Source organism: Symbiopectobacterium purcellii, assembly GCF_052050035.1.
In the GTDB taxonomy this organism is placed as follows: domain Bacteria; phylum Pseudomonadota; class Gammaproteobacteria; order Enterobacterales; family Enterobacteriaceae; genus Symbiopectobacterium; species Symbiopectobacterium purcellii_A.
This window is the reverse complement of the sequence record NZ_CP189882.1, coordinates 22001-42980: the sequence shown is the minus strand read 5'-3', so window position 1 is coordinate 42980 and position 20980 is coordinate 22001. Positions and strand designations below refer to the sequence as shown.

The window sequence follows — 20980 nt, the reverse complement described above, 5'->3', positions numbered from 1 at the left end:
CGACCTGCCCACTTTGAATAAAATACAAAATATTTTTACTCTTCTTATGTGCCTTTTTTTCATTTTTATTTTATTCGGCACCAAACACCAAGAGATCGTTGCGATACTGAATGAGTATTACAAGAACTTTGATCTGAAATCCTTACAAAAGAAAAAAGATTATCACTATACCTTTTTGTTTTGTAGCATCTTTTTATCTTATGCACACTTTTGGCTCGCATCCATCACCGGAGTGTTTTTCCTTCAAGTTTTATACAAAACCCGATTGATAATTGAGTATTTTACCGTTATTGAAACCACTACCCTCATTTTTGCTGTTAACGCGATACTGTTTGTGATTTTTACACTTCCCGTAATTTCTATACTAAAAGCCCCATTCCCAGTCGAAATGCAACAAAGTGACCCACTGGCCAGACCCGGATAAAATCACCGTTCTGGCCCTACTGGAGATCCCGTTGCATGCAGGGAAAACATCTGACTCACAAAGAGCGGTTCTACATCGAAAAACGGCGTGGTGATGGGGTTAACCAGGCCACCATCGCCCGGGAACTGGAGCTTCCTCGTTCTACCATCAGCAGGGAGCTCAGACGCAATACCGACGCCGCTTTCAACGGGGTCTATTCCTGCAGAAGGGCCGAAACGTTGGCCAGAGGGCGGCGGCAGAAAACAGGGCCGGACAGCGTGATTAACCAGCTTGAACCGCACATTCAGGACTTTATCAGAACGGCGCTGTCTACCCACACCTCACCTGAGGTCATCAGTGGGCGCCTGGTCCTGGAATTTGGCCTGTCCGTCAGCAAGAACTCGCTCTATCGCTATATCCAGCAGTAGCGCCGGGCCGGCGGTGAGCTGTATCAGCAGCTCCCTCATCGGGGTAAACGGTATAACTATCAGACCGATGAGAACAAACGCGGTCCTATTCCCAACCGTGTTGGCATTGAGCAGCGGCCGGCCGTTGCTGACCTCAAGCAGGAACCCGGGCATTTCGAGATTGACACCATCTTTGGCAAAGATCAGAAATCATTCCTGCTGACGGTAGTCGATAAAGCCGTCAAGCTGGTCATCATTCGCAAACTGCCCAACAAGCGAGCAGAGACAGTGGTAGCGGCCTTCAGGGACATCGTTGCCAATACCTTCTGCGAGTTTAAAACCCTGACTGCTGACAACGGTTCTGAATTTTCCCAGCACGGGGAAATTACAAAAGTCACGGGGGCACCGGTCTACTTTGCCCGGCCATATCATTCCTGGGAACGCGGGTTGAATGAGCATACCAACGGGCTGATACGGCGTTTTTACCCGAAGGGAACGGACTTCAATTATGTCACCCATCGCAAGGTTGCAGCACTCGAACACCTGCTCAATACGCGAGGCAGAAAATCGCTGGGTTATCGTTCTCCAAATGAGGTATTTTTAACGCACTTACAGGCGGCATAATGCCCTACCGTTTTGTTGCGTTTCGACTGGGAATGGGGCAAAGGTATCAGGAAAACCACAACAGTTTCTTCTTGATACAAAAAAACCACACCCCGGTCAATTAACATTGACGCACCAGGTGTGGTTTAATTTATACAGAGGTTTTTATTCTGAAATTATCAAGAGTAATGCGCCAATAATGTTGGCATTTTTATTAGCTGCCCAGTGTGCACGGCGCTGTTGCTCTCCACTTGCATGATGGATTTGCAAAAAATGCATTTTGCACCATGCGGGTTCCACGGTGAAACGTCAAAATGCGACGTTCTGTATTGGGAGCCGTGGCAACACGGACATTTTAGAAATAATGTAGAAATAACGAACCAATCCTTTACTTACAGCGCAACCACGTTCGCAGCTGCTGGGCCTTTCGGGCCATTTTCAATCGAGAATTCAACTTTCTGCCCTTCATCCAGAGTATGGAGCTCGTTGCTCTGAATTGCAGAAAAATGAACGAAAACATCTTTGCTACCGTCAGTCGGGGAGATGAAGCCAAAACCCTTATCTGCGTTGAACCATTTTACTAAACCAGTCGTTTTGTTAGACATATCTATTACCTTCTTAATGAGCCTTTCGGCGAACAGGGCTTGAGAACAGGATTCAGAGCGTAAACATGAAACTCAAAAAGAAGGGGTATCGAGGATAACTCTTAGATAGCACTTAGATGTGAGAACTGCTTTAGTAAACTGCGTTGATCATGTCTGCTTATCAAACCGACGTGGTTATTAACGCATAAAGTGGTTGGCATTGCAAGTAGTATCAAGAAATCCTTTTTCGTCCAGTGACGGCAACAGATGCAACGCGAACGGGACGCTTGCATAGAAAATCGTTGTTTAGCCCGATACGCCTCGCCAACTCAGCATGAATATCCATCACAAATAAAATATTAAGACAATAATATAGAAACAGTTAAAATAATTACGCCGCTCAATAAATTGAAAAAAAGAAACTGTCACACCAACATTGAATTACCTATACTAGCTCAGACCTGATCTGACAGTTACCGGTTATTTATACAGGTGTCTGTCAGATTACATCCGGTTCAGATCCTTTTCTGCCCAGACCCGTTTTCCATCAAGTAACGTGGCCATTGGCGTTCGCCCGCAGCACATTTTTCCCTGATGAGTTCGCTCATTATTGTAATGGCTTTGTTGAATAATTTAACCGTTTGATTTACATCTTCTTTAGTTAGAATGCATTTACAGAGAATGTATTTTGTTAGAACGACAAATCAAATAGTTAGCACAATAAAAAGCATTCCGAGAGGAAAAATTAGTCGTTGGAATTTTATAATGCTTATATAAATCAGTATCTTAAATTATTCAACAAAGCCTATTGTAATGCCACAACCAGTTGTCCAGATCTGCCTGCAGGCTCTCCAGGTCCCCATATAACTTCTTGCGGAACGTAACCTGATAAAAATCCTGCAAAATCGTTTTATGGAAGCGCTCGCAGATGCCGTTCGTCTGCGGAGACATCGCCTTCGTTTTTGTATGGTCGATATCGTTGATGGCCAGATACAGCTGGTAATCATGCTGCTCCACCTTACCACAGTACTCCGTTCCCCTGTCGGTCAGTATTCTCAGCATCGGCAGTCCCTGAGCCTCGTAGAACGGCCGTACGCGATCATTTAGCAGGTCGGCGGCAGTGATCGGCGTTTTACTCGTATAAAGCTTGCAGTGTGCCACTTTCGACTGCGTATCCACGAACGTCTGCTGGTAGATACGGCCCACCGCTTTCAGATTGCCAACGTAGAAGGTGTCCTGCGACCCGAGATAAGCCGGATGAGCCGTCTCGATTTCGCCGCTGGCCTCATCATCATGCGCCTTTTTCTCCAGCGCTGCGATTTGGACATCGGTAAGCACGATGCCTTCTCTGGCAACTTTTTCCTCAAGCGCCTTCAGGCGTTTACGGAAGTTCTCAAGATCGTGCCGTTGCCAGATGGATCGCACGCCGCTGCCGGAGATAAATACGCCTTTTTTACGCAGCTCATTACTTGTCCGGTGCTGCCCGTGGGCCGGGAACTCAACGGCATATTCAACAACCGCGCGTTCAGTGGCTTCGTCGGCGCGGTTCTTCAGGTTGGGAACCCGGCGGTTCTGGTTAACCAGTGCATCGATGCCACCTTCAGCAGCCAGTTCCTGATAACGGTAAAACGTGTCGCGCGACACGCCCATGATCTTGCAGGCTTTTGATACGTTACCAAGTTCTTCGGCGAGATTGAGCAGGCCGGCTTTGTGTTTGATGATGTGATTGTTAGTATGAAGCATGAGAGTTACCTCGCGTTTTGTTTAAGGATTAGACACCCATATCAAAACCGGTAACTCTCAACCTTTCAAGGTCATGTGTCAGATCAAGTCGCGACTAATACAAATTACCCCTATGAAATTGTTAGATTCACGACTGATATTTGGCCAGTAAGGCCATCTGGCATCCTGCGATCGCCGGATATTTACGCACCACCTCCCGTTATTCTCATTCAGGCCATGATGAACAAAGACCTGTTGATTCGTTCGATAGCACGGTGTTGTGCTATCGACCTTTATAAGGAAATTTTATGTTTGAGATCTACAAACCTATAATAAAAAAACTGGTTATTGGCCTTAGTAAAATTGCTGTCTTTTTCCTGGTCGTGCATTATTCTCTCCCCTACCTTGAAAATATGCTGGGTGCGCGTCTGGACAGCATACATACCAATTTCCCCTGGGTAATGGGTGCATCATTAGCGTGGGTAATCCTTCGGTTGTTGCTGAATATTGTGACCAACTATGGCTTTAAAGATGGCATCCCGCACTTTTCCAACGGGATAGCCGCCAACATTCGCTATCCTCTCAGAGATGATTCTGATGCGCTGGTGGTGAAGTTATCCGGATTGATGGATATCTGTGATACCAGGAACAACCGCGCCGATCATGCCAGATCCTACCTCAACAGCCGTGAGGCCTACGACGTCAATAAAGTACCCAACAAAAAAGGCATCATTGATAATTCCGCATTTGACTATCTGATGCTGAGTTATGACATCGAAAAACGTAGCGAGTTGATCGCATTTATTGGCAAATTACTTCAGTCATTGCCGGAAGAAAACAGACCTGAAGCCAAAACAACCTACAGTGAAGCACTGGCTATTTTGGATAAATTTTCAGCGGTAACAGAAACACAGTTGGACAAGCATCATGAAACCACCCTTCCCTACGTTGCCTTCAATTTGCAACGTGCTGCCATGCTGGTTCGGTGGGGTTTCACTTGTAACATGATCAATGATGTCAATACCGATTGAATTCTGGAGACTGTAAAATAATCTGTGTAAATGGCATTTTGAGGAAAACCTTCAAAGGATAACAAAATGCCTATCAGCAACGAACTTATTGACCAACTGCTTCAAGATTGTCACTCCCCTCAGGATCTGCTGGGTGAATCAGGCCTACTCAAGGTGCTGACTAAAAGACTGGCGGAACGGGTTCTTGAAGCTGAGATGGAGATGCACCTTGGGTATGCTAAGCATGACCCGGCAGGTAATCATTCAGGCAACTCCCGCAATGGCAAGACATCCAAGAGCGTACGTAGCCAAAATGGGGAGATCGAGCTCGATATAGCCAAGCGACATTATTTTGATAACAGCCAGCTATGCTTCTTTGCCGCATATCAGGGCATAGGATGTAATCATTTTTAAGTCGGTTGGCTATATTCCGCGCGACCGCAACAGTACCTTCGAGCCGACACTGATCGGTAAGAACGAAAAACAGCTTAACGGCTTCGATGACCGCATTATTTCTCTCTATTCCAGAGGGTTATCAACCCGTGATATTCAGGCACACTTTAAAGAAGTCTACGGGGTCGATGTTTCCGCTGGCTTTATTTCTCAAGTGACCAATGCTGTGATGGATGACGTTAAGCGCTGGCAGCAACGGCCGCTGGATGCGCTTTATCCCATTGTTTACCTTGACTGTATTGTTGTCAAAAGCCAGGACGGCGGAGCCGTGGCCAACAAGTCTGTTTATCTGGCCCTCGGCGTCAACGGCCAGGGCGAAAAAGAGCTGCTGGGGCTATGGATAGCCAAAACTGAGGGGGCCAAGTTCTGGTTATCTGTGATGACAGAACTGAAAAATCGTGGGCTAAAGGACATCTTCGTCGCCTGCTGCGATGGCCTGAAAGGCTTTCCTGATGCCATTGAAGCTGTTTACCCGCATACGCGGGTACAGCTCTGCATTGTGCATCAGGTGCGGAACTCGCTGCGCTACGTCGGCTGGAAAGAGCGTAAGGCCGTTGCTGCTGACCTGCGCACCATCTATAGTTCCGCAACGCTAGAGGGCGCTGAAGAGGCCCTGGATGCCTTCGCGGCCAAATGGGATGAGCAGTTCCCGACGATCAGCCCGTCGTGGAGAAATAATTGGGAACGTCTCATCGTCATTTTTGACTTTCCGCCGGAGATCCGCAAGGTTATCTACACCACCAACGCGATAGAGTCGTTAAATGCTTCATTGCGCAAGATAACGAAAACGCGACGAATATTTCCAACGGATGACTCGGTGATAAAATTACTCTATCTAGCCTTGCATAATATCTCTGCTAAATGGACCTTGCCAATCAGAGACTGGAAACCTGCTATGAGCCAATTCATGTTGATGTATGGAGAGGCTTTGTTGAATAAATCGAACTTTCAGGGGATCGCCGGATCAAAGCACTATCATCGCTCCCGATAGCAGCTCCCCATGGCAAAGCAAAAGTTTAAAATCACCAACTGGCCCACCTACAACAAAGCACTCAGACAACGCGGCTCCCTGACGGTCTGGCTTGATGAGTCGGCCATCGCTGCATGGACTGACAGTTCTTCGCCTGAAGGTCGTGGTCGGCCGCTTTACGGCTTTGTTGAATAATTTAAGATACTGATTTATATAAGCATTATAAAATTTCAACGACTAATTTTTCCTCTCGGAATGCTTTTTATTGTGCTAATTATTTGATTTGTCGTTCTAACAAAATACATTCTCTGTAAATGCATTCTAACTAAAGAAGATGTAAATCAAACGGTTAAATTATTCAACAAAGCCCCGCTTTACTACACCGATATGGCTGTTACCACGGTTTTGATGATAAAGCGCGTGTTTAACCTGTCGCTCCGGGCATTACAGGGCTTTGTCGACTCGGTTTTTACACTAAGCGTGTTGCTTAATAGTGAAATAAGGGTGTTTCGGTGATTGAAGTAAATTTTACGCTGTTCTGAGATGGAAATTCCAAAGACCGGCGCTAAGGAGTAAGAAGGTATCATCAATAAAGGGTCTACGATTCCGTAAAATTTGGGTCATGCAACCGAGGCGCTTGATACCCGCGATGGCGTGTTCAACTGTAATACGGATGCCCGAGATTATTTTATTTTCTTGTTTTTGTTCAGGCGATAAAGGTCTTTTTCGAGTTCCTTTTTTTGGGATTTGTGTATTAGGATGCTGTTTATCTATACCTTGAAAACCGGTATCTGCCCAGATGGTTACCTCAGGAGGAATATGGCGAATTATATCGACTTTATCGAGTAAGCGTTTATCGTGACGGCGCCCATTTTTGCTCATGGGGATAAATCCAATTTGCCTTGTTTCGTCAGTCATAATAAGCCCTTTTCGAGTGGTCTGTCTTTTCTTTCCCGAATACATTTTTTTTCGCCGACGCAGATTCTTAGGCTTTTGGACAGGTCGCTCTGTCCCATCAATAAAGACGTCTTTAACTCCAGGAAAGGCGCGAAAAAATTCCTCAGCAGAGCGAATTTGACGAGCGGGCAAAACACATTCTCGCCCCAAGGTCATCTCTAAAACCGGTAATAATATTTTTACCCAGCGACATACCCGTGTTCTATCTAAACCAAAAAGAAGTCCTTGCAAATCATAGGTCGGATAACATTTTAAATACAATAAAATAAAAAGCAGTTTATCTAATGGGGTTGGGATAAATCCTTTCTGCCCTGCACCCATCTGACGCTCGTGATCTTTTCGATTCTTTTTCCGATAAATCAAATAACAAGCTGAAAATTCAGCGGCTAAATTTTTCAATTCTTCGACTGATAATCCAATGATTGCTTTACATAAACGATTATCTCGTAACAACCGCTCTTTGTTGATCATTTCAAACCTTTATTCTCTAAGTTAAACCTCTTTTTATTCTCAATAGCCTGACAAAAAATGCAAGTCTCTATTCAGCAACTAGTTTACTGATGAGCCTGCCACTGCGCTGCCCGGACTACTCTCTGGTCAGTCGGCGGGCAAAAACCGTCAGTATCAGCATAAAAACGCCAACGCGTGGTGAAATCTCGCATCTGGTCATCGACAGTACCGGTCTGAAGGTCTTTGGCGAAGGTGAATGGAAAGTCAGGCAGCATGGGGCTGACAGACGAAGAGTGTGGCGCAAGCTTCATCTGGCAGCAGACAGTGCGACGCATGAGATTATCTGTGCCGACTTATCGCTCAGCGGAACGACAGATGCGCAGGCACTGCCGGGCCTGATTAACCAAACCCACCGAAAAATCAGGGAAGTGTCAGCAGACGGTGCTTATGACGCCCGTTACTGCCACGATGCGTTGCTAAGAAAGAAAATCAGGCCCCTTATCCCGCCGCGAAGCGGAGCCAAATACTGGCCGGACAAGTACCATGAACGTAACCATGCGGTGGCGAATCAGCGTCTGAGCGGGAGTAATGATATGTGGAAAAAGAAAGTGGGTTATCACCGGCGTTCAGTGGCAGAAACAGCGATGTTCCGCATAAAAACTTTGTTGCGTGGCCATCTGAGCCTGCGTGACTATGAGGCTCAAGTAGGTGAAGCCATAGCGATGGTCAAAGCGTTGAACCGTATGACGTTGTTGGGTATGCCACACAGCGTCAGGATAGGATAACAGGTGTAGCAGAGGGAGTCATCCTGTCGGCTAATTCTGATTTATTCAACAAAGCCTTATGGAGAACGAATCTCCGGTTAAGCAATGGAGCCATTTGAGAGTGTAAAAAGATCTGTGTAAATGGCATTTTGAGGAAAACCTTCAGAGGACAAAAAATGCCTATCAGCAACGAACTTATTGACCAACTGCTTCAGGATTGCCACTCCCCTCAGGAGCTTCTGGGTGAATCAGGCCTACTCAAGGAGCTGACTAAAAGACTGGCGGAACGGGTTCTTCAAGCTGAGATGGAGATACACCTTGGGTATGCTAAGCATGACCCGGCTGGTAATCATTCAGGCAACTCCCGCAATGGCAAGACATCCAAGAGCGTACGTAGCCAAAATGGGGCGCTCGAGCTCGATATTCCGCGCTACCGCAACAGTACCTTCGAGCCGACACTGATCGGTAAGCACGAAAAGCAGCTTAACGGCTTCGATGACCGCATTATTTCTCTCTATTCCAGAGGGCTATCAACCCGTGATATTCAGGCTCACTTTAAAGAAGTCTACGGGGTCGATGTTTCCGCTGGCTTCATTTCTCAAGTGACCAATGCCGTGATGGATGACGTTAAGCGCTGGCAGCAACGGCCGCTGGATGCGTTTTATCCCATTGTTTACCTTGACTGTATTGTGGTCAAAAGCCAGGACGGCGGAGCCGTGACCAACAAGTCTGTTTACTTTGCTCTAGGCATCAACGGCCAGGGCGAAAAAGAGCTGCTGGGGCTATGGATAGCCAAAACCGAGGGGGCCAAGTTCTGGTTATCTGTAATGACAGAACTGAAAAATCGTGGGCTACAGGACATCTTCATCGCCTGCTGCGATGGCCTGAAGGGCTTTCCTGATGCCATTGAAGCTGTTTACCCGCATACGCGGGTACAGCTCTGCATCGTGCATCAGGTGCGGAACTCGCTGCGCTACGTCGGCTGGAAAGAGCGTAAAGCCGTTGCTGCTGACCTCCGCACTATCTATAGTTCCGCAACGCTAGAGGGCGCTGAAGAGGCCCTGGATGCCTTCGCGGCCAAATGGGATGAGCAGTTCCCGACGATCAGCCCATCGTGGAGAAATAATTGGGAACGTCTCATCGTCATTTTTGATTTTCCGCCGGAGATTCGCAAGGTTATCTACACCACCAACGCGATAGAGTCGTTAAATGCTTCATTGCGCAAGATAACGAAAACGCGACGAATATTTCCAACGGATGACTCGGTGCTAAAATTATTCTATCTAGCCTTGCATAATATCTCGGCTAAATGGACCCTACCAATCAGAGACTGGAAACCGGCTATGAGCCAATTCATGTTGATGTATGGAGATCGGATTTCCGGTTAAGCGATGGAGCCATTTACACGAAATTCTTTACAGACTGGCTTTGTTGAATAATTTAACCGTTTGATTTACATCTTCTTTAGTTAGAATGCATTTACAGAGAATGTATTTTGTTAGAACGACAAATCAAATAGTTAGCACAATAAAAAGCATTCCGAGAGGAAAAATTAGTCGTTGAAATTTTATAATGCTTATATAAATCAGTATCTTAAATTATTCAACAAAGCCATTTTAACGACTAAATTTTACTACCGTAATGCTTTTTATTGTGCTAACTATTTGATTTGTCGTTCTAACAAAATACATTTTCTGTACATGCATCCCACCTAAAGAAGTTGTAAATCAAAACGTTAAATTATTCAACAAAGCCCTTTTTATTGTGCTAACTATTTGATTTGTCGTTCTAACAAAATACATTCTCTGTAAATGCATTCTAACTAAAGAAGATGTAAATCAAACGGTTAAATTATTCAACAAAGCCATTAGGATGCTGTTTATCTATACCTTGAAAACCGGTATCTGCCCAGATGGTTACCTCAGGAGGAATATGGCGAATTATATCGACTTTATCGAGTAAGCGTTTATCGTGACGGCGCCCATTTTTGCTCATGGGGATAAATCCAATTTGTCTTGTTTCGTCAGTCATAATAAGCCCTTTTCGAGTGGTCTGTCTTTTCTTTCCCGAATACATTTTTTTTCGCCGACGCAGATTCTTAGGCTTTTGGACAGGTCGCTCTGTCCCATCAATAAAGACGTCTTTAACTCCAGGAAAGGCGCGAAAAAATTCCTCAGCAGAGCGAATTTGACGAGCGGGCAAAACACATTCTCGCCCCAAGGTCATCTCTAAAACCGGCAATAATATTTTTACCCAGCGACATACCCGTGTTCTATCTAAACCAAAAAGAAGTCCTGGCTTTGTTGAATAATTTAACATGCTGATTTACATAATTATTATAACACTTCAACAACTAAGTTTTCCAGCCGTAATGCTTTTTATTGGCTTTGTTGAATAATTTAAGATACTGATTTATATAAGCATTATAAAATTTCAACGACTAATTTTTCCTCTCGGAATGCTTTTTATTGTGCTAACTATTTGATTTGTCGTTCTAACAAAATACATTCTCTGTAAATGCATTCTAACTAAAGAAGATGTAAATCAAACGGTTAAATTATTCAACAAAGCCCTTTTTATTGTGCTAACTACTTGATTTGTCGTTCTAACAAAATACAGTCTCTGTACATGCATTCTACCTAAAGAAGATGTAAATCAAACGGTTAAATTATTCAACAAAGCCAGAAGTCCTTGCAAATCATAGGTCGGATAACATTTTAAATACAATAAAATAAAAAGCAGTTTATCTAATGGGGTTGGGATAAATCCTTTCTGCCCTGCACCCATCTGCCGCTCGTGATCTTTTCGATTCTTTTTCCGATAAATCAAATAACAATCTGAAAATTCAGCGGCTAAATTTTTCAATTCTTCGACTGATAATCCAATGATTGCTTTACATAAACGATTATCTCGTAACAACCGCTCTTTGTTGATCATTTCAAACCTTTATTCTCTAAGTTAAACCTCTTTTTATTCTCAATAGCCTGACAAAAAATGCAAGTCTCTATTCAGCAACTAGTTTGTTGTATCAGGCCAAGAACAACGGCAAAAATCGCGTTGAAATTGCGACAGAATAGGCCAACAGCAGTCAGGTGCGGACGAATTTATATTGATACAGTGCCTGACAGCGCGCGTTGCTTCTGACAAAATAGCGCCATCCCCCGTAGTTTTATTTGATGGATTTCCAGAGAGATGGCAGCAAAGATTATTGATGGTAAAACGATTGCGCAGCAAGTGAAGGATGAAGTTTGTGCGCGCGTCAAGCAGCGTCTGGCCGAGGGCAAGCGTGCGCCAGGGCTGGCTGTTGTGTTAGTCGGCGATAATCCCGCCTCACAGATTTACGTCGCGAGCAAACGTAAAGTGTGTGACGAAGTGGGCTTTGTCTCTCGCTCTTATGATTTACCTTCCAGTACCACGGAAACCGCGCTGCTGGCACTCATCGACGAACTGAATGCCGACAACACCATTGATGGTATTTTAGTTCAATTGCCGCTCCCCGAAGGGGTTAATAACACCAAAGTTATCGAGCGCATCGCACCCGATAAAGACGTGGACGGTTTCCACCCTTACAATGTCGGTCGTCTGTGCCAACGCGACCCGCTGCTGCGTGCCTGCACACCGCGTGGCATCATCACGCTGCTGGAACGTTACAATGTAGACATGTTTGGCTTGAACGCCGTAGTGGTGGGTGCTTCCAATATCGTTGGCCGCCCGATGAGTCTGGAACTGTTGCTGGCCGGTTGTACCACCACCGTGACGCACCGTTTTACCAAGAACCTACGTCAACACGTTGAGCAGGCCGATTTGCTGATTGTTGCGGTCGGCAAACCGGGCTTTATTCCTGGCGAATGGATCAAACCGGGTGCCATCGTTATCGATGTCGGTATCAATCGTCTGGACAGCGGAAAAGTGGTGGGCGACGTGGAGTTTTCCGTCGCACAGGAGCGCGCGTCGCTGATAACGCCAGTGCCCGGCGGTGTTGGCCCTATGACCGTTGGCACCCTGATTCAAAATACGCTGCAAGCCTGCGCAGAGTACCACGACGGCAACGCGTAACGGCACGGATTACGGTTAACGCACACATACCACGTTAACATCGCGCGCTCAGGCGCGCCTTTTTCTTTCTTACAGCAGGATGTTATGGAAACTTTTCATCTCGATAAACACCCGCACGTTGAACTGTGCGATCTGCTTAAACTGCTCGGCTGGAGTGAAAGCGGTGCTGCCGCCAAAGCCGCCATTGCAGACGGCAACGTCACCGTTGACGATCAGGTAGAAACGCGTAAACGCTGCAAAATCATTGCCGGACAACGGGTCAACTTTGCCGGGCAATCGGTCAATGTGGTGCCCTGAGCGACAGCCATGCGTCTGACTCAATAACAATCGCCCGCGAAGTTCTACCGTCGCGGGCGATTGTTAACACGATACCACGAGCAATAACGCTATTTGCGACGCCAGCTGGTGCCCTGCGGACCGTCTTCTAACACAATCCCCATCTCTGTCAGGCGCGCCCGCGCTACATCTGCCAGCGCCCAGTCTTTGGCCTGACGCGCGTCATTACGCTGCTGAATCAGTGCTTCAATCTCTTGCACTTCATCACAATCCGCTTGAGAACCGCTTTGCAGGAAGGCTTCCGGGTCTTGTTCCAACAGCCCCAGAATACCCGCCAGATGGCGCAACGCGGCGGCCAGCGCATCCGCTGCCACCGTATCTTCTGCTTTCAGACGGTTCACCTCGCGCGCCATATCAAACAGCACCGAGTAGGCTTCCGGCGTATTAAAATCATCGTCCATAGCCGTGCGGAAACGTGTTTCAAACGCATCGCCACCTTGTGCCGTCGCCGCCGGATCGGTGCCGCGCAACGCGGTGTACAAGCGCTCTAAAGAGGCACGCGCCTGTTTCAGGTTCTCTTCGCTGTAATTCAACTGACTACGGTAATGACCCGACATCAGGAAGTAACGTACGGTTTCGGCGTCGTAATATTTCAGCACATCGCGTACGGTAAAGAAGTTGTTGAGCGATTTAGACATCTTCTCGCGATCGATCATCACCATACCGGAATGCATCCAGTAGTTGACGTAAGGACCGTCATGGGCGCAGGTCGACTGGGCAATTTCATTCTCATGGTGCGGGAACATCAGATCGGAACCGCCACCGTGAATATCAAAGTGCTCGCCAAGCTGTTTGCAGTTCATGGCGGAACATTCGATGTGCCAGCCGGGACGCCCTTCGCCCCACGGAGATGTCCAGTGTGGTTCGCCCGGTTTGGACATTTTCCACAGCACAAAGTCCATCGGGTTGCGCTTCACTTCCGCAATCTCAATGCGTGCGCCCGCTTTCAACTGTTCCAGATCCTGGAGAGAAAGCACGCCGTAACCCGGCGCACTTTCGACAGAAAACATCACATCACCGTTGTCAGCCACATAGGCATGTTTACGCGCGATCAGTTGCGCGACCAGCTCAATAATTTCGGCAATATGGTGTGTGGCACGCGGCTCAAGATCGGGACGTAAAATGTTCAACGCATCAAAATCAGCGTGCATTTCGACGATCATGCGCGAGGTCAGCTGTTCGCAGCTTTCTCCATTCTCTGCGGCACGTTTGATGATTTTGTCGTCGATGTCGGTGACGTTGCGCACATAGTTGAGCGAGTAACCCAAATAGCGCAAATACCTGGCAACCACATCGAAAGCCACAAAAGTACGCCCGTGACCGATATGACACAGGTCATACACGGTAATGCCGCATACATACATGCCCACGTTCCCGGCATGAATGGGTTTGAATTCCTCTTTTTGGCGACTCAGCGTATTAAAAATCTTTAACATCAAAACATTCCATGATATTCGCGGGAGAAATGGAGTATGTGCAGCAAACGGAACCACGCCTTAAGGCGGTTCAGCAAGCCCAGCAGCGTATTGAAACCTGAACCTCGGGCTATTGCAAGACTGAGACTGCGTAATAGGAAGATAATTGATAAGGATTAAAAAAACAGAAACCCGGCAATGATGCTCCGGGTCTCATGTTACTGCTCGCAAACCGAAGAGGCGTTAGCGCAAATTCGGATTACTCATCACGGAGTATTTCCCGCTGCCCAACAGTGCGATAGCCAATGCAGCGAAGAAGAATACCGCTGTCGGCTCAGCGCCCCAGGCACCGGTTTTCGCCAACGAAACAAAGCCCGCCGGAGCTGCCAGAAATTGCGCAACCACCATGGTGCCGGCAACCACTAAAGCAGAAGGACGCGTCAGAATGCCGAGAATCAATAAGACAGGGGCAATGACTTCACCCGCAAAAACACCATACGCGATAAACGTCGGTAATCCCGCATTTGTCAGCATCCCTGCGATGGCACCCACCCCACCGACCATTTTGTGCCATCCATGAAAAATCAACAAAATGCCAAAAGCGAGACGCAGCAGTTTGCCTGCATCGGGTTTATCCAGTACACGATTGATTAAGCCCAGCATGATTCACCTGTTAGTATTGTTAGTAAACTCAGTAATACGAATCATTTAAGACTAAGAACCTATCCCAAAAGGAATTGTCAGTTAATAAGTAATGGCAATTTCTGAGGGAAGTATGGCAATCAATAAGTGGCAGATCAGCGATGAACTCTGGGGGAAAATGGTTCCGTTGCTCCCGGAACACAAAATCCACCATCCGCTGGGTACGCATCGCAGGCGGGTTGATAATCGTGCCGCAATGAACGCCATTCTCTTTGTGCTCAGAACGGGTTGCCAGTGGAATGCCCTGAATGCCACCGGGATATGCTCGTCAAGCTCCGCTCACCGCCGCTTCCAGGAGTGGCGGGATGCAGGAGTTTTTGAACGGTTCTGGCAGAACGGGTTGCTGGCCTGCGAGCAGCTGGATGCTATCGACTGGTCATGGCTGTCGATGGATGGTTGTATGACGAAGTCACCGCTGGCAGGCTCAAAAAAACAGGACGGAATCCCACAGACCGGGGGAAACAGGGTGTAAAGCGTAGCCTGATGACCGATGCGAACGGGCTTCCCCTCTCTCTGGTTGTCTCAGGGGCAAATACCCACGACATAAAGCTGGTTGCTGATACTCTCGACGCCCTTCAGACGGGCAGACGCGGCAGAAAGCTCCGCCTCTGTCTGGACAAAGGCTATGAAGCCGGATGGCTGGAGGCCTGTCTGAAAAGTCGTCGTTACGAACCTCATATCCAGTCAAGGAAAGAGGAGTCGGAAGCCATCAAAAACACGGATTTTAAAGCTCACCGCTGGGTAGTGGAGAGAACGCACAGCTGGATGAATCGCTTTCGTCGGGTTCTGACTCGCTGGGAGAAGAAAGTCGAAAATTATGAGGCGATGCTGCATTTTACCTGCGGCATCATTGTCTGGAATAAAATCCTATTGGGATAGGCTCTAAGCTGACTTGATTGCAAATCCTACTCCCAAATAAGTAATGTTTGATCTACAACAAGGAAATTTTTATTCAATAAAATAATTCAAATGCGTGACATATTATCAATTTTATTGACATTGTGTTACTTTTTAACCAAGCGGTCCACATTTACCCGGCGAATAGTTCCCTCGCCATACTGACTCGAGCAGCCAGTTATGCTATAAGAGCGCCTTGGTTATTCAGCCTTTGTGCAGACTGCGCTGCCTGGCAGCTGATGTCTCATCCTTCTGGTTATCAGGGTTTACTCATTATGATTACATTACATACAAACTTCGGTGACATCGTCATTAACACGTTTGCAGACAAAGCGCCTGCTACCGTAGAAAACTTCGAAAACTACTGCCGTAACGGCTTTTATGACAACACCATCTTTCACCGTGTGATCAATGGGTTCATGATCCAGGGCGGCGGTTTCGCACCGGGTATGCAGCAAAAAGCCACCGAAGCGCCTATCGCCAATGAGGCAAATAACGGCCTGAAAAACACCCGCGGTACGCTGGCTATGGCGCGCACCAACGATCCGCACTCCGCTACCGCACAGTTCTTTATTAACCTGGTGGATAACGATTTCCTTAACTTCCGCTCAGAGCGTGCTGACGGCTGGGGCTATTGCGTGTTTGCCGAAGTGACCGACGGTATGGATGTGGTTCATAAGATCAAAGACGTGTCAACCGGCCGCAGCGGCATGCACCAAGACGTTCCTAAAGAAGATGTGTTAATTACCCACGTAACTGTCAGCGAGTAATTGCAGCAGCATGGCAACACTGTTTATTGCCGACCTGCATCTGAACGTACATGAACCGGCGATCACCGCCGGTTTTATGCGTTTTCTGGCGCGTGATGCCCAGCAAGCGGATGCGCTCTTCATCCTGGGCGATCTGTTCGATGCCTGGATCGGCGATGACGATCCGCAACCGCTACATGCCAACGTCGCAGACGCGCTGCACCAATTGCAACAACGCGGTGTCCCTTGTTATTTCATTCACGGCAACCGTGACTTCCTGCTGGGCAAGCATTTCGCCACGCAGGCAGGCATGACGCTGCTCCCCGCCGAGCAGGTCGTGGAATGTTATGGACGCCGAATCCTGATCATGCACGGCGATACCCTGTGCATTGACGACGCGGCCTATCAGAAATATCGCCGCCGGGTACACAACCCCATCATCCAATGGCTGTTCCTGCGTTTACCTTTGCGTTTGCGTCTCAAAGTGGCGGCAAAAATGCGGGCGGCAAGTCAGCAGGCAAACCAGCATAAGTGGAAGCAGATTATGGATGTTAACCCGCAGGCGGTTCAGGCGTGTTTACGGAAGTACGGTGTTAACACCTTGATTCATGGGCATACTCATCGACCGGCGGTGCACACGGTCATGACGCAAAGCGGCGAAGCACAACGTGCTGTGCTGGGTGCCTGGCATGAGCAAGGATGGATGATAAAAGTCACGGCAGACGATACGGCATTGATTTCCTTTCCCTTCTGATTTCCTCCGTTTTTTTACGCCTTTTGTGGCGAACCTGTGATGACGTTAACGGCAATAATACTGCGATTTGTCCCTACGCAACCGTTTTCTTTCCCGAACGCACATGGTATGATCTGCGCCCTCCAGCCAGAGCGCCGTTTGTTTTCTGGCCGACGCAGCCATGCGTCTCAATACGTCATATCACAGGAGCACTACAGGCATGTCATCCAACGCTGCCCCGGCAAAAATTGCCATCGTCATGGGTTCAAAGAGTGACTGGGCTACGATGCAGTTTGCTGCGGAAATTCTCACCACACTTGCTATTCCCTTTCACACCGAAGTCGTTTCAGCGCACCGCACGCCGGACAAACTGTTTAGCTTTGCAGAGCAAGCCGCACAAAACGGGTTTGATGTGATCATTGCGGGCGCAGGCGGCGCAGCGCACTTGCCCGGTATGCTGGCAGCGAAAACGCTGGTGCCAGTGCTGGGTGTGCCGGTTGAGAGTGCAGCGTTAAGTGGTGTTGATAGCCTGTACTCCATTGTGCAAATGCCGCGTGGCATCCCGGTCGGTACGCTGGCTATTGGTAAAGCCGGGGCCGCCAATGCGGCCCTGCTCGCCGCACAGATTCTGGCGCTGCACGATAGTGAGCTAGCCGTTCGCCTTGCCGACTGGCTCCAGCAGCAAACCGATGAGGTGCTGGCGCATCCCGATCCGCGGGAGGAGGCATGAAACCCGTTTGCGTATTAGGAAACGGCCAACTGGGTCGTATGTTACGTCAGGCTGGTGAACCTCTCGGGATTGCCGTCTACCCGGTGGGACTGGATGCCGAACCGGAATCCGTCCCGTTTCATCACGCAGTCATCACCGCCGAGATTGAACGCTGGCCTGAAACCGCATTGACGCGCGAATTGGCAGAGCACGCGGCCTTTGTTAACCGTGATATTTTTCCACGCCTGGCCGATCGTCTGACACAGAAACAGTTGCTGGATTCGTTGCAGTTGCCTACCGCCCCCTGGCAGTTGCTGGCTTCAGCGCAAGAGTGGCCCGGCGTCTTCAGTCGACTGGGTGAGTTAGCCATCGTAAAACGTCGCGTAGGCGGCTATGACGGCCGTGGTCAGTGGCGCTTACGCCATGACACCGCAGCGACCCTGCCGCAAGAGTGCTATGGCGAATGCATCGTGGAACAGGGCATCGCGTTCTCTGGCGAAGTATCGATGGTAGGTGCGCGTAGCACGGATGGACACTGTGTGTTTTATCCGCTGACGCACAATCTGCATGAAGAGGGCATTCTGCGCGCCAGCGTTGCGCTGCCGCAGCCGGATGCGCGCATGCAGCAACAGGCAGAAATCATGCTGGCCGCCATCATGAATGCGATCGGTTACGTCGGCGTAATGGCGATGGAGTGCTTTATCGTGGGCGATCGTTTACTGATCAACGAATTAGCTCCCCGCATGCACAACAGCGGCCACTGGACACAAAATGGAGCATCCATCAGCCAGTTTGAACTGCACCTGCGCGCCATTTTGGATCTACCGTTACCGAAACCGGTCATTGATGCCCCAGCCGTCATGATCAATCTGATCGGTACTGACGTCAATTCTGCCTGGCTGGCACTACCGCTGGTTCATCTGCACTGGTACGACAAAGAAGTACGGCCTGGGCGTAAAGTGGGTCACCTGAACCTGACGCACAGCGATCGCACTCAGCTACAACACACGTTACAGTCACTCGTTCCCCTGTTACCTGAAGCCTATCACTCCGGCTTGCAGTGGGCACAAGCAACGCTTTAACCGCTGTGCATTTCACACCGTATGACTTTACGTCGGTGGGAAATGCCTTCCCGAACGTGCCCGTCTATTTTGTATGCCCCATAAACACACACTTTTTACATGGTCTTATTTTGGCGTGACATCTGGATTATTAGGGTTATTATTAATCGCGGGTAAATTAACGTTATTTATTAGCAACGGTATTATTGGTTATTATTTGGCATAAAAATTAAGTTAAAGTATCAAATAAGAGCCCCATTCCCACTCGAAACGCAACAAAGTGAACCACTTGCCAGAGTCGGATAAAATCACCGTTCTGGCCATACTGGAGAGCCTGTTGCATGCAGGGAAAACATCTGACTCAGAAAGAACGGTTCTACATCGAAAAGCGGCGTGGTGAAGGTGTCAACCAAGCTACCATCGCCAGAGAGCTTGCTCTGCCTCGCTCGACCATCAGCAGGGAACTCAGACGCAATACCGACCCTACTTTCAATGGTGTCTACTGCTGTAGAAGGGCGGACACTCTGGTCCGGGAACGCCGTCATAAGCCTCTGCCAAACAATGCTTTTTACCAGTTGGAGCCACACATTCAGAACTTCATCAGGCAGGCGCTTTCCACTCACTCTTCACCTTAAATCATCAGTGGCCGTTTGCACCTGGAATTCGGTATATCTGTCAGCAAGAATACGCTATATCGCTATATCCTGCAGGAGAGACAGGCTGGCGGGGAGCTATATCAGCAACTTCCTCATCGGGGAAAACGTTTCAGGTACAATGCCGAAAACCTCAAATCAGGCCCTATTCCCAACCGTGTTGGTATTGAGTATCGCCCAGCTCAAGCCGAGCTTAAACAGGGAGCCTGGCCACTTCGAAATTGACACTATTTTTGGCAAAGACCAGAAGTCATTCTTGTTAACCATCGTAGATAAAGCATTGAAAACCGTCATCATTCGCAAACTGCCTAATAAGCGTGCGGAGACTGTGGTTGCTGCTTTCAGGGACATTAAGCGTGTTGCTTAATAGTGAAATAAGGGTGTTTCGGTGATTGAAGTAAATTTTACGCTGTTCTGAGATGGAAATTCCAAAGACCGGCGCTAAGGAGTAAGAAGGTATAGCCAAGCGACATTATTTTGATAACAGCCAGCTATGCTTCTTTGCCGCATATCAGGGCATAGGATGTAATCATTTTTAAGTCGGTTGGCTATATCATCAATAAAGGGTCTACGATTCCGTAAAATTTGGGTCATGCAACCGAGGCGCTTGATACCCGCGATGGCGTGTTCAACTGTAATACGGATGCCCGAGATTATTTTATTTTCTTGTTTTTGTTCAGGCGATAAAGGTCTTTTTCGAGTTCCTTTTTTTGGGATTTGTGTATTAGGATGCTGTTTATCTATACCTTGAAAACCGGTATCTGCCCAGATGGTTACCTCAGGAGGAATATGGCGAATTATATCGACTTTATCGAGTAAGCGTTTATCGTGACGGCGCCCATTTTTGCTCATGGGGATAAATCCAATTTGCCTTGTTTCGTCAGTCATAATAAGCCCTTTTCGAGTGGTCTGTCTTTTCTTTCCCGAATACATTTTTTTTCGCCGACGCAGATTCTTAGGCTTTTGGACAGGTCGCTCTGTCCCATCAATAAAGACGTCTTTAACTCCAGGAAAGGCGCGAAAAAATTCCTCAGCAGAGCGAATTTGACGAGCGGGCAAAACACATTCTCGCCCCAAGGTCATCTCTAAAACCGGCAATAATATTTTTACCCAGCGACATACCCGTGTTCTATCTAAACCAAAAAGAAGTCCTTGCAAATCATAGGTCGGATAACATTTTAAATACAATAAAATAAAAAGCAGTTTGAGTCTGTAAAGAATTTCGTGTAAATGGCTCCATCGCTTAACCGGAAATCCGATCTCCATACATCAACATGAATTGGCTCATAGCCGGTTTCCAGTCTCTGATTGGTAGGGTCCATTTAGCCGAGATATAGCTAAACGAC

The 20980-nt window shown here is 47.8% G+C and carries 21 protein-coding genes and 5 pseudogenes; 17 read left to right on the top strand and 9 right to left on the bottom strand.

Annotation, left to right across the window (positions count from 1 at the left end; genetic code table 11):
- The first annotated feature begins 459 nt into the window (after nucleotides 1–459).
- Together ACQGXV_RS01500 and ACQGXV_RS01495 are read left to right on the top strand one after the other, a co-directional pair.
- Nucleotides 460–831 carry a transposase gene (locus tag ACQGXV_RS01500; RefSeq protein WP_440864693.1) on the top strand — a complete coding sequence of 124 codons (372 nt, stop codon included), beginning with the start codon at nucleotides 460–462 and terminating at the stop codon, nucleotides 829–831.
- Between the two features lie 18 nt (nucleotides 832–849).
- Nucleotides 850–1434, top strand: a complete 585-nt coding sequence (locus ACQGXV_RS01495; protein ID WP_440867819.1) for an IS30 family transposase — start codon at nucleotides 850–852, stop codon at nucleotides 1432–1434.
- Between the two features lie 158 nt (nucleotides 1435–1592).
- Here ACQGXV_RS01495 and ymcF read toward each other — a convergent pair whose 3' ends face one another.
- From ymcF to ACQGXV_RS01480, 3 genes and pseudogenes are all read right to left on the bottom strand, one after another.
- On the bottom strand, nucleotides 1593–1787 hold the full coding sequence (gene ymcF, locus ACQGXV_RS01490) for a cold shock small protein YmcF (protein ID WP_440867818.1): 195 nt from the start codon (nucleotides 1785–1787) through the stop codon (nucleotides 1593–1595).
- 18 nt (nucleotides 1788–1805) lie between these two features.
- Nucleotides 1806–2018 carry a transcription antiterminator/RNA stability regulator CspE gene (cspE, locus tag ACQGXV_RS01485; protein ID WP_440864692.1) on the bottom strand — a complete coding sequence of 71 codons (213 nt, stop codon included), beginning with the start codon at nucleotides 2016–2018 and terminating at the stop codon, nucleotides 1806–1808.
- Between the two features lie 786 nt (nucleotides 2019–2804).
- Nucleotides 2805–3740 (bottom strand): annotated as a pseudogene (locus tag ACQGXV_RS01480) (IS481 family transposase); the annotation flags it as partial.
- Between the two features lie 287 nt (nucleotides 3741–4027).
- On the opposite strand from ACQGXV_RS01480, the gene ACQGXV_RS01475 reads away from it, so the two are divergent.
- From ACQGXV_RS01475 to ACQGXV_RS01460, 4 genes and pseudogenes are all read left to right on the top strand, one after another.
- Entirely contained in the window at nucleotides 4028–4750 is a 723-nt protein-coding gene (locus ACQGXV_RS01475; RefSeq protein ID WP_440864690.1) for a hypothetical protein, read from the top strand.
- 66 nt (nucleotides 4751–4816) lie between these two features.
- Nucleotides 4817–6173 (top strand): annotated as a pseudogene (locus tag ACQGXV_RS01470) (IS256 family transposase).
- Between the two features lie 9 nt (nucleotides 6174–6182).
- Nucleotides 6183–6332, top strand: a pseudogene (locus tag ACQGXV_RS01465) (IS5/IS1182 family transposase); the annotation flags it as partial.
- Nucleotides 6333–6521: 189 nt separating this feature from the next.
- Nucleotides 6522–6629, top strand: a pseudogene (locus ACQGXV_RS01460) (transposase); the annotation flags it as partial.
- A gap of 51 nt (nucleotides 6630–6680) precedes the next feature.
- On the opposite strand, the gene ACQGXV_RS01455 reads toward ACQGXV_RS01460, so the two are convergent.
- The gene (locus tag ACQGXV_RS01455) at nucleotides 6681–7580 is read right to left on the bottom strand and encodes a transposase family protein (RefSeq protein WP_440862939.1); all 900 of its coding nucleotides are present in this window, start codon (nucleotides 7578–7580) and stop codon (nucleotides 6681–6683) included.
- A gap of 20 nt (nucleotides 7581–7600) precedes the next feature.
- Between ACQGXV_RS01455 and ACQGXV_RS01450 the strand changes: the two are divergent.
- Both ACQGXV_RS01450 and ACQGXV_RS01445 read left to right on the top strand, forming a co-directional pair.
- Nucleotides 7601–8344, top strand: a pseudogene (locus ACQGXV_RS01450) (IS5 family transposase); the annotation flags it as partial.
- Nucleotides 8345–8499: 155 nt separating this feature from the next.
- Nucleotides 8500–9711 (top strand): IS256 family transposase, encoded by a 1212-nt coding sequence (locus tag ACQGXV_RS01445; protein ID WP_440864688.1) that lies wholly within the window; start codon nucleotides 8500–8502, stop codon nucleotides 9709–9711.
- A gap of 463 nt (nucleotides 9712–10174) precedes the next feature.
- On the opposite strand, the gene ACQGXV_RS01440 is transcribed toward ACQGXV_RS01445, so the two are convergent.
- Both ACQGXV_RS01440 and ACQGXV_RS01435 read right to left on the bottom strand, forming a co-directional pair.
- On the bottom strand, nucleotides 10175–10642 hold the full coding sequence (locus ACQGXV_RS01440) for a transposase family protein (protein ID WP_440864686.1): 468 nt from the start codon (nucleotides 10640–10642) through the stop codon (nucleotides 10175–10177).
- A 336-nt stretch (nucleotides 10643–10978) separates the two neighbouring features.
- Entirely contained in the window at nucleotides 10979–11260 is a 282-nt protein-coding gene (locus ACQGXV_RS01435) for a hypothetical protein (RefSeq protein ID WP_440864684.1), read from the bottom strand.
- A gap of 255 nt (nucleotides 11261–11515) precedes the next feature.
- On the opposite strand from ACQGXV_RS01435, the gene folD reads away from it, so the two are divergent.
- Nucleotides 11516–12379, top strand: coding sequence for a bifunctional methylenetetrahydrofolate dehydrogenase/methenyltetrahydrofolate cyclohydrolase FolD (folD, locus tag ACQGXV_RS01430; RefSeq protein ID WP_440864683.1), 864 nt, complete (start codon nucleotides 11516–11518; stop codon nucleotides 12377–12379).
- Nucleotides 12380–12463: 84 nt separating this feature from the next.
- A complete protein-coding gene (ybcJ, locus tag ACQGXV_RS01425; protein WP_222157682.1) occupies nucleotides 12464–12676 on the top strand; it encodes a ribosome-associated protein YbcJ in 213 nt (70 codons plus the stop codon).
- 89 nt (nucleotides 12677–12765) lie between these two features.
- Here the strand turns inward: ybcJ and cysS are convergent, their stop codons facing one another.
- On the bottom strand, nucleotides 12766–14151 hold the full coding sequence (gene cysS, locus ACQGXV_RS01420) for a cysteine--tRNA ligase (protein ID WP_440864682.1): 1386 nt from the start codon (nucleotides 14149–14151) through the stop codon (nucleotides 12766–12768).
- A gap of 222 nt (nucleotides 14152–14373) precedes the next feature.
- A complete protein-coding gene (locus tag ACQGXV_RS01415; protein ID WP_440864681.1) occupies nucleotides 14374–14793 on the bottom strand; it encodes a DoxX family protein in 420 nt (139 codons plus the stop codon).
- Between the two features lie 112 nt (nucleotides 14794–14905).
- Here ACQGXV_RS01415 and ACQGXV_RS01410 point away from each other — a divergent pair.
- The 7 genes from ACQGXV_RS01410 to ACQGXV_RS01380 all read left to right on the top strand — a co-directional run bounded on the left by ACQGXV_RS01410 (nucleotide 14906) and on the right by ACQGXV_RS01380 (nucleotide 19859).
- Nucleotides 14906–15711, top strand: a protein-coding gene (locus tag ACQGXV_RS01410; RefSeq protein WP_440864680.1) for an IS5 family transposase whose coding sequence is annotated in 2 segments (ribosomal slippage) — nucleotides 14906–15256 and nucleotides 15259–15711 — 804 coding nt in all. Because the reading frame shifts where the segments join, the coding sequence is not laid out codon by codon here.
- A gap of 293 nt (nucleotides 15712–16004) precedes the next feature.
- Complete coding sequence (gene ppiB / locus ACQGXV_RS01405) at nucleotides 16005–16499, top strand: peptidylprolyl isomerase B (protein ID WP_440864679.1); 495 nt, start codon at nucleotides 16005–16007, stop codon at nucleotides 16497–16499.
- Between the two features lie 10 nt (nucleotides 16500–16509).
- A complete protein-coding gene (locus tag ACQGXV_RS01400) occupies nucleotides 16510–17232 on the top strand; it encodes a UDP-2,3-diacylglucosamine diphosphatase (RefSeq protein WP_440864678.1) in 723 nt (240 codons plus the stop codon).
- A 199-nt stretch (nucleotides 17233–17431) separates the two neighbouring features.
- Nucleotides 17432–17941, top strand: coding sequence for a 5-(carboxyamino)imidazole ribonucleotide mutase (purE, locus tag ACQGXV_RS01395; RefSeq protein ID WP_440864677.1), 510 nt, complete (start codon nucleotides 17432–17434; stop codon nucleotides 17939–17941).
- Nucleotides 17938–19002, top strand: coding sequence for a 5-(carboxyamino)imidazole ribonucleotide synthase (gene purK / locus ACQGXV_RS01390; RefSeq protein ID WP_440864676.1), 1065 nt, complete (start codon nucleotides 17938–17940; stop codon nucleotides 19000–19002). Before purE ends, purK begins: the two co-directional genes overlap by 4 nt.
- Nucleotides 19003–19322: 320 nt before the next feature.
- Complete coding sequence (locus tag ACQGXV_RS01385) at nucleotides 19323–19616, top strand: helix-turn-helix domain-containing protein (RefSeq protein ID WP_440864675.1); 294 nt, start codon at nucleotides 19323–19325, stop codon at nucleotides 19614–19616.
- Nucleotides 19617–19631: 15 nt separating this feature from the next.
- Entirely contained in the window at nucleotides 19632–19859 is a 228-nt protein-coding gene (locus ACQGXV_RS01380; protein ID WP_440864674.1) for a hypothetical protein, read from the top strand.
- Between the two features lie 216 nt (nucleotides 19860–20075).
- Here the strand turns inward: ACQGXV_RS01380 and ACQGXV_RS01375 are convergent, their stop codons facing one another.
- A complete protein-coding gene (locus ACQGXV_RS01375) occupies nucleotides 20076–20900 on the bottom strand; it encodes a transposase family protein (protein ID WP_440864673.1) in 825 nt (274 codons plus the stop codon).
- Nucleotides 20901–20980: the final 80 nt, after the last annotated feature.

Excerpts from the sequence above, each read along its gene's own strand:
- folD (WP_440864683.1), top strand. The coding sequence starts at position 11,516 with ATGGCAGCAAAGATTATTGATGGTAAAACGATTGCGCAGCAAGTGAAG.
- ACQGXV_RS01440 (WP_440864686.1), bottom strand. The coding sequence starts at position 10,642 with ATGTTAAATTATTCAACAAAGCCAGGACTTCTTTTTGGTTTAGATAGA.
- ACQGXV_RS01375 (WP_440864673.1), bottom strand. The coding sequence starts at position 20,900 with ATGGAGATCGGATTTCCGGTTAAGCGATGGAGCCATTTACACGAAATT.
- ACQGXV_RS01415 (WP_440864681.1), bottom strand. The coding sequence starts at position 14,793 with ATGCTGGGCTTAATCAATCGTGTACTGGATAAACCCGATGCAGGCAAA.
- ACQGXV_RS01435 (WP_440864684.1), bottom strand. The coding sequence starts at position 11,260 with ATGATCAACAAAGAGCGGTTGTTACGAGATAATCGTTTATGTAAAGCA.
- ACQGXV_RS01385 (WP_440864675.1), top strand. The coding sequence starts at position 19,323 with ATGCAGGGAAAACATCTGACTCAGAAAGAACGGTTCTACATCGAAAAG.
- purK (WP_440864676.1), top strand. The coding sequence starts at position 17,938 with ATGAAACCCGTTTGCGTATTAGGAAACGGCCAACTGGGTCGTATGTTA.
- ACQGXV_RS01475 (WP_440864690.1), top strand. The coding sequence starts at position 4,028 with ATGTTTGAGATCTACAAACCTATAATAAAAAAACTGGTTATTGGCCTT.
- ppiB (WP_440864679.1), top strand. The coding sequence starts at position 16,005 with ATGATTACATTACATACAAACTTCGGTGACATCGTCATTAACACGTTT.
- ybcJ (WP_222157682.1), top strand. The coding sequence starts at position 12,464 with ATGGAAACTTTTCATCTCGATAAACACCCGCACGTTGAACTGTGCGAT.
- ACQGXV_RS01500 (WP_440864693.1), top strand. The coding sequence starts at position 460 with ATGCAGGGAAAACATCTGACTCACAAAGAGCGGTTCTACATCGAAAAA.
- cysS (WP_440864682.1), bottom strand. The coding sequence starts at position 14,151 with ATGTTAAAGATTTTTAATACGCTGAGTCGCCAAAAAGAGGAATTCAAA.
- ACQGXV_RS01455 (WP_440862939.1), bottom strand. The coding sequence starts at position 7,580 with ATGATCAACAAAGAGCGGTTGTTACGAGATAATCGTTTATGTAAAGCA.
- ACQGXV_RS01445 (WP_440864688.1), top strand. The coding sequence starts at position 8,500 with ATGCCTATCAGCAACGAACTTATTGACCAACTGCTTCAGGATTGCCAC.
- cspE (WP_440864692.1), bottom strand. The coding sequence starts at position 2,018 with ATGTCTAACAAAACGACTGGTTTAGTAAAATGGTTCAACGCAGATAAG.
- purE (WP_440864677.1), top strand. The coding sequence starts at position 17,432 with ATGTCATCCAACGCTGCCCCGGCAAAAATTGCCATCGTCATGGGTTCA.
- ACQGXV_RS01400 (WP_440864678.1), top strand. The coding sequence starts at position 16,510 with ATGGCAACACTGTTTATTGCCGACCTGCATCTGAACGTACATGAACCG.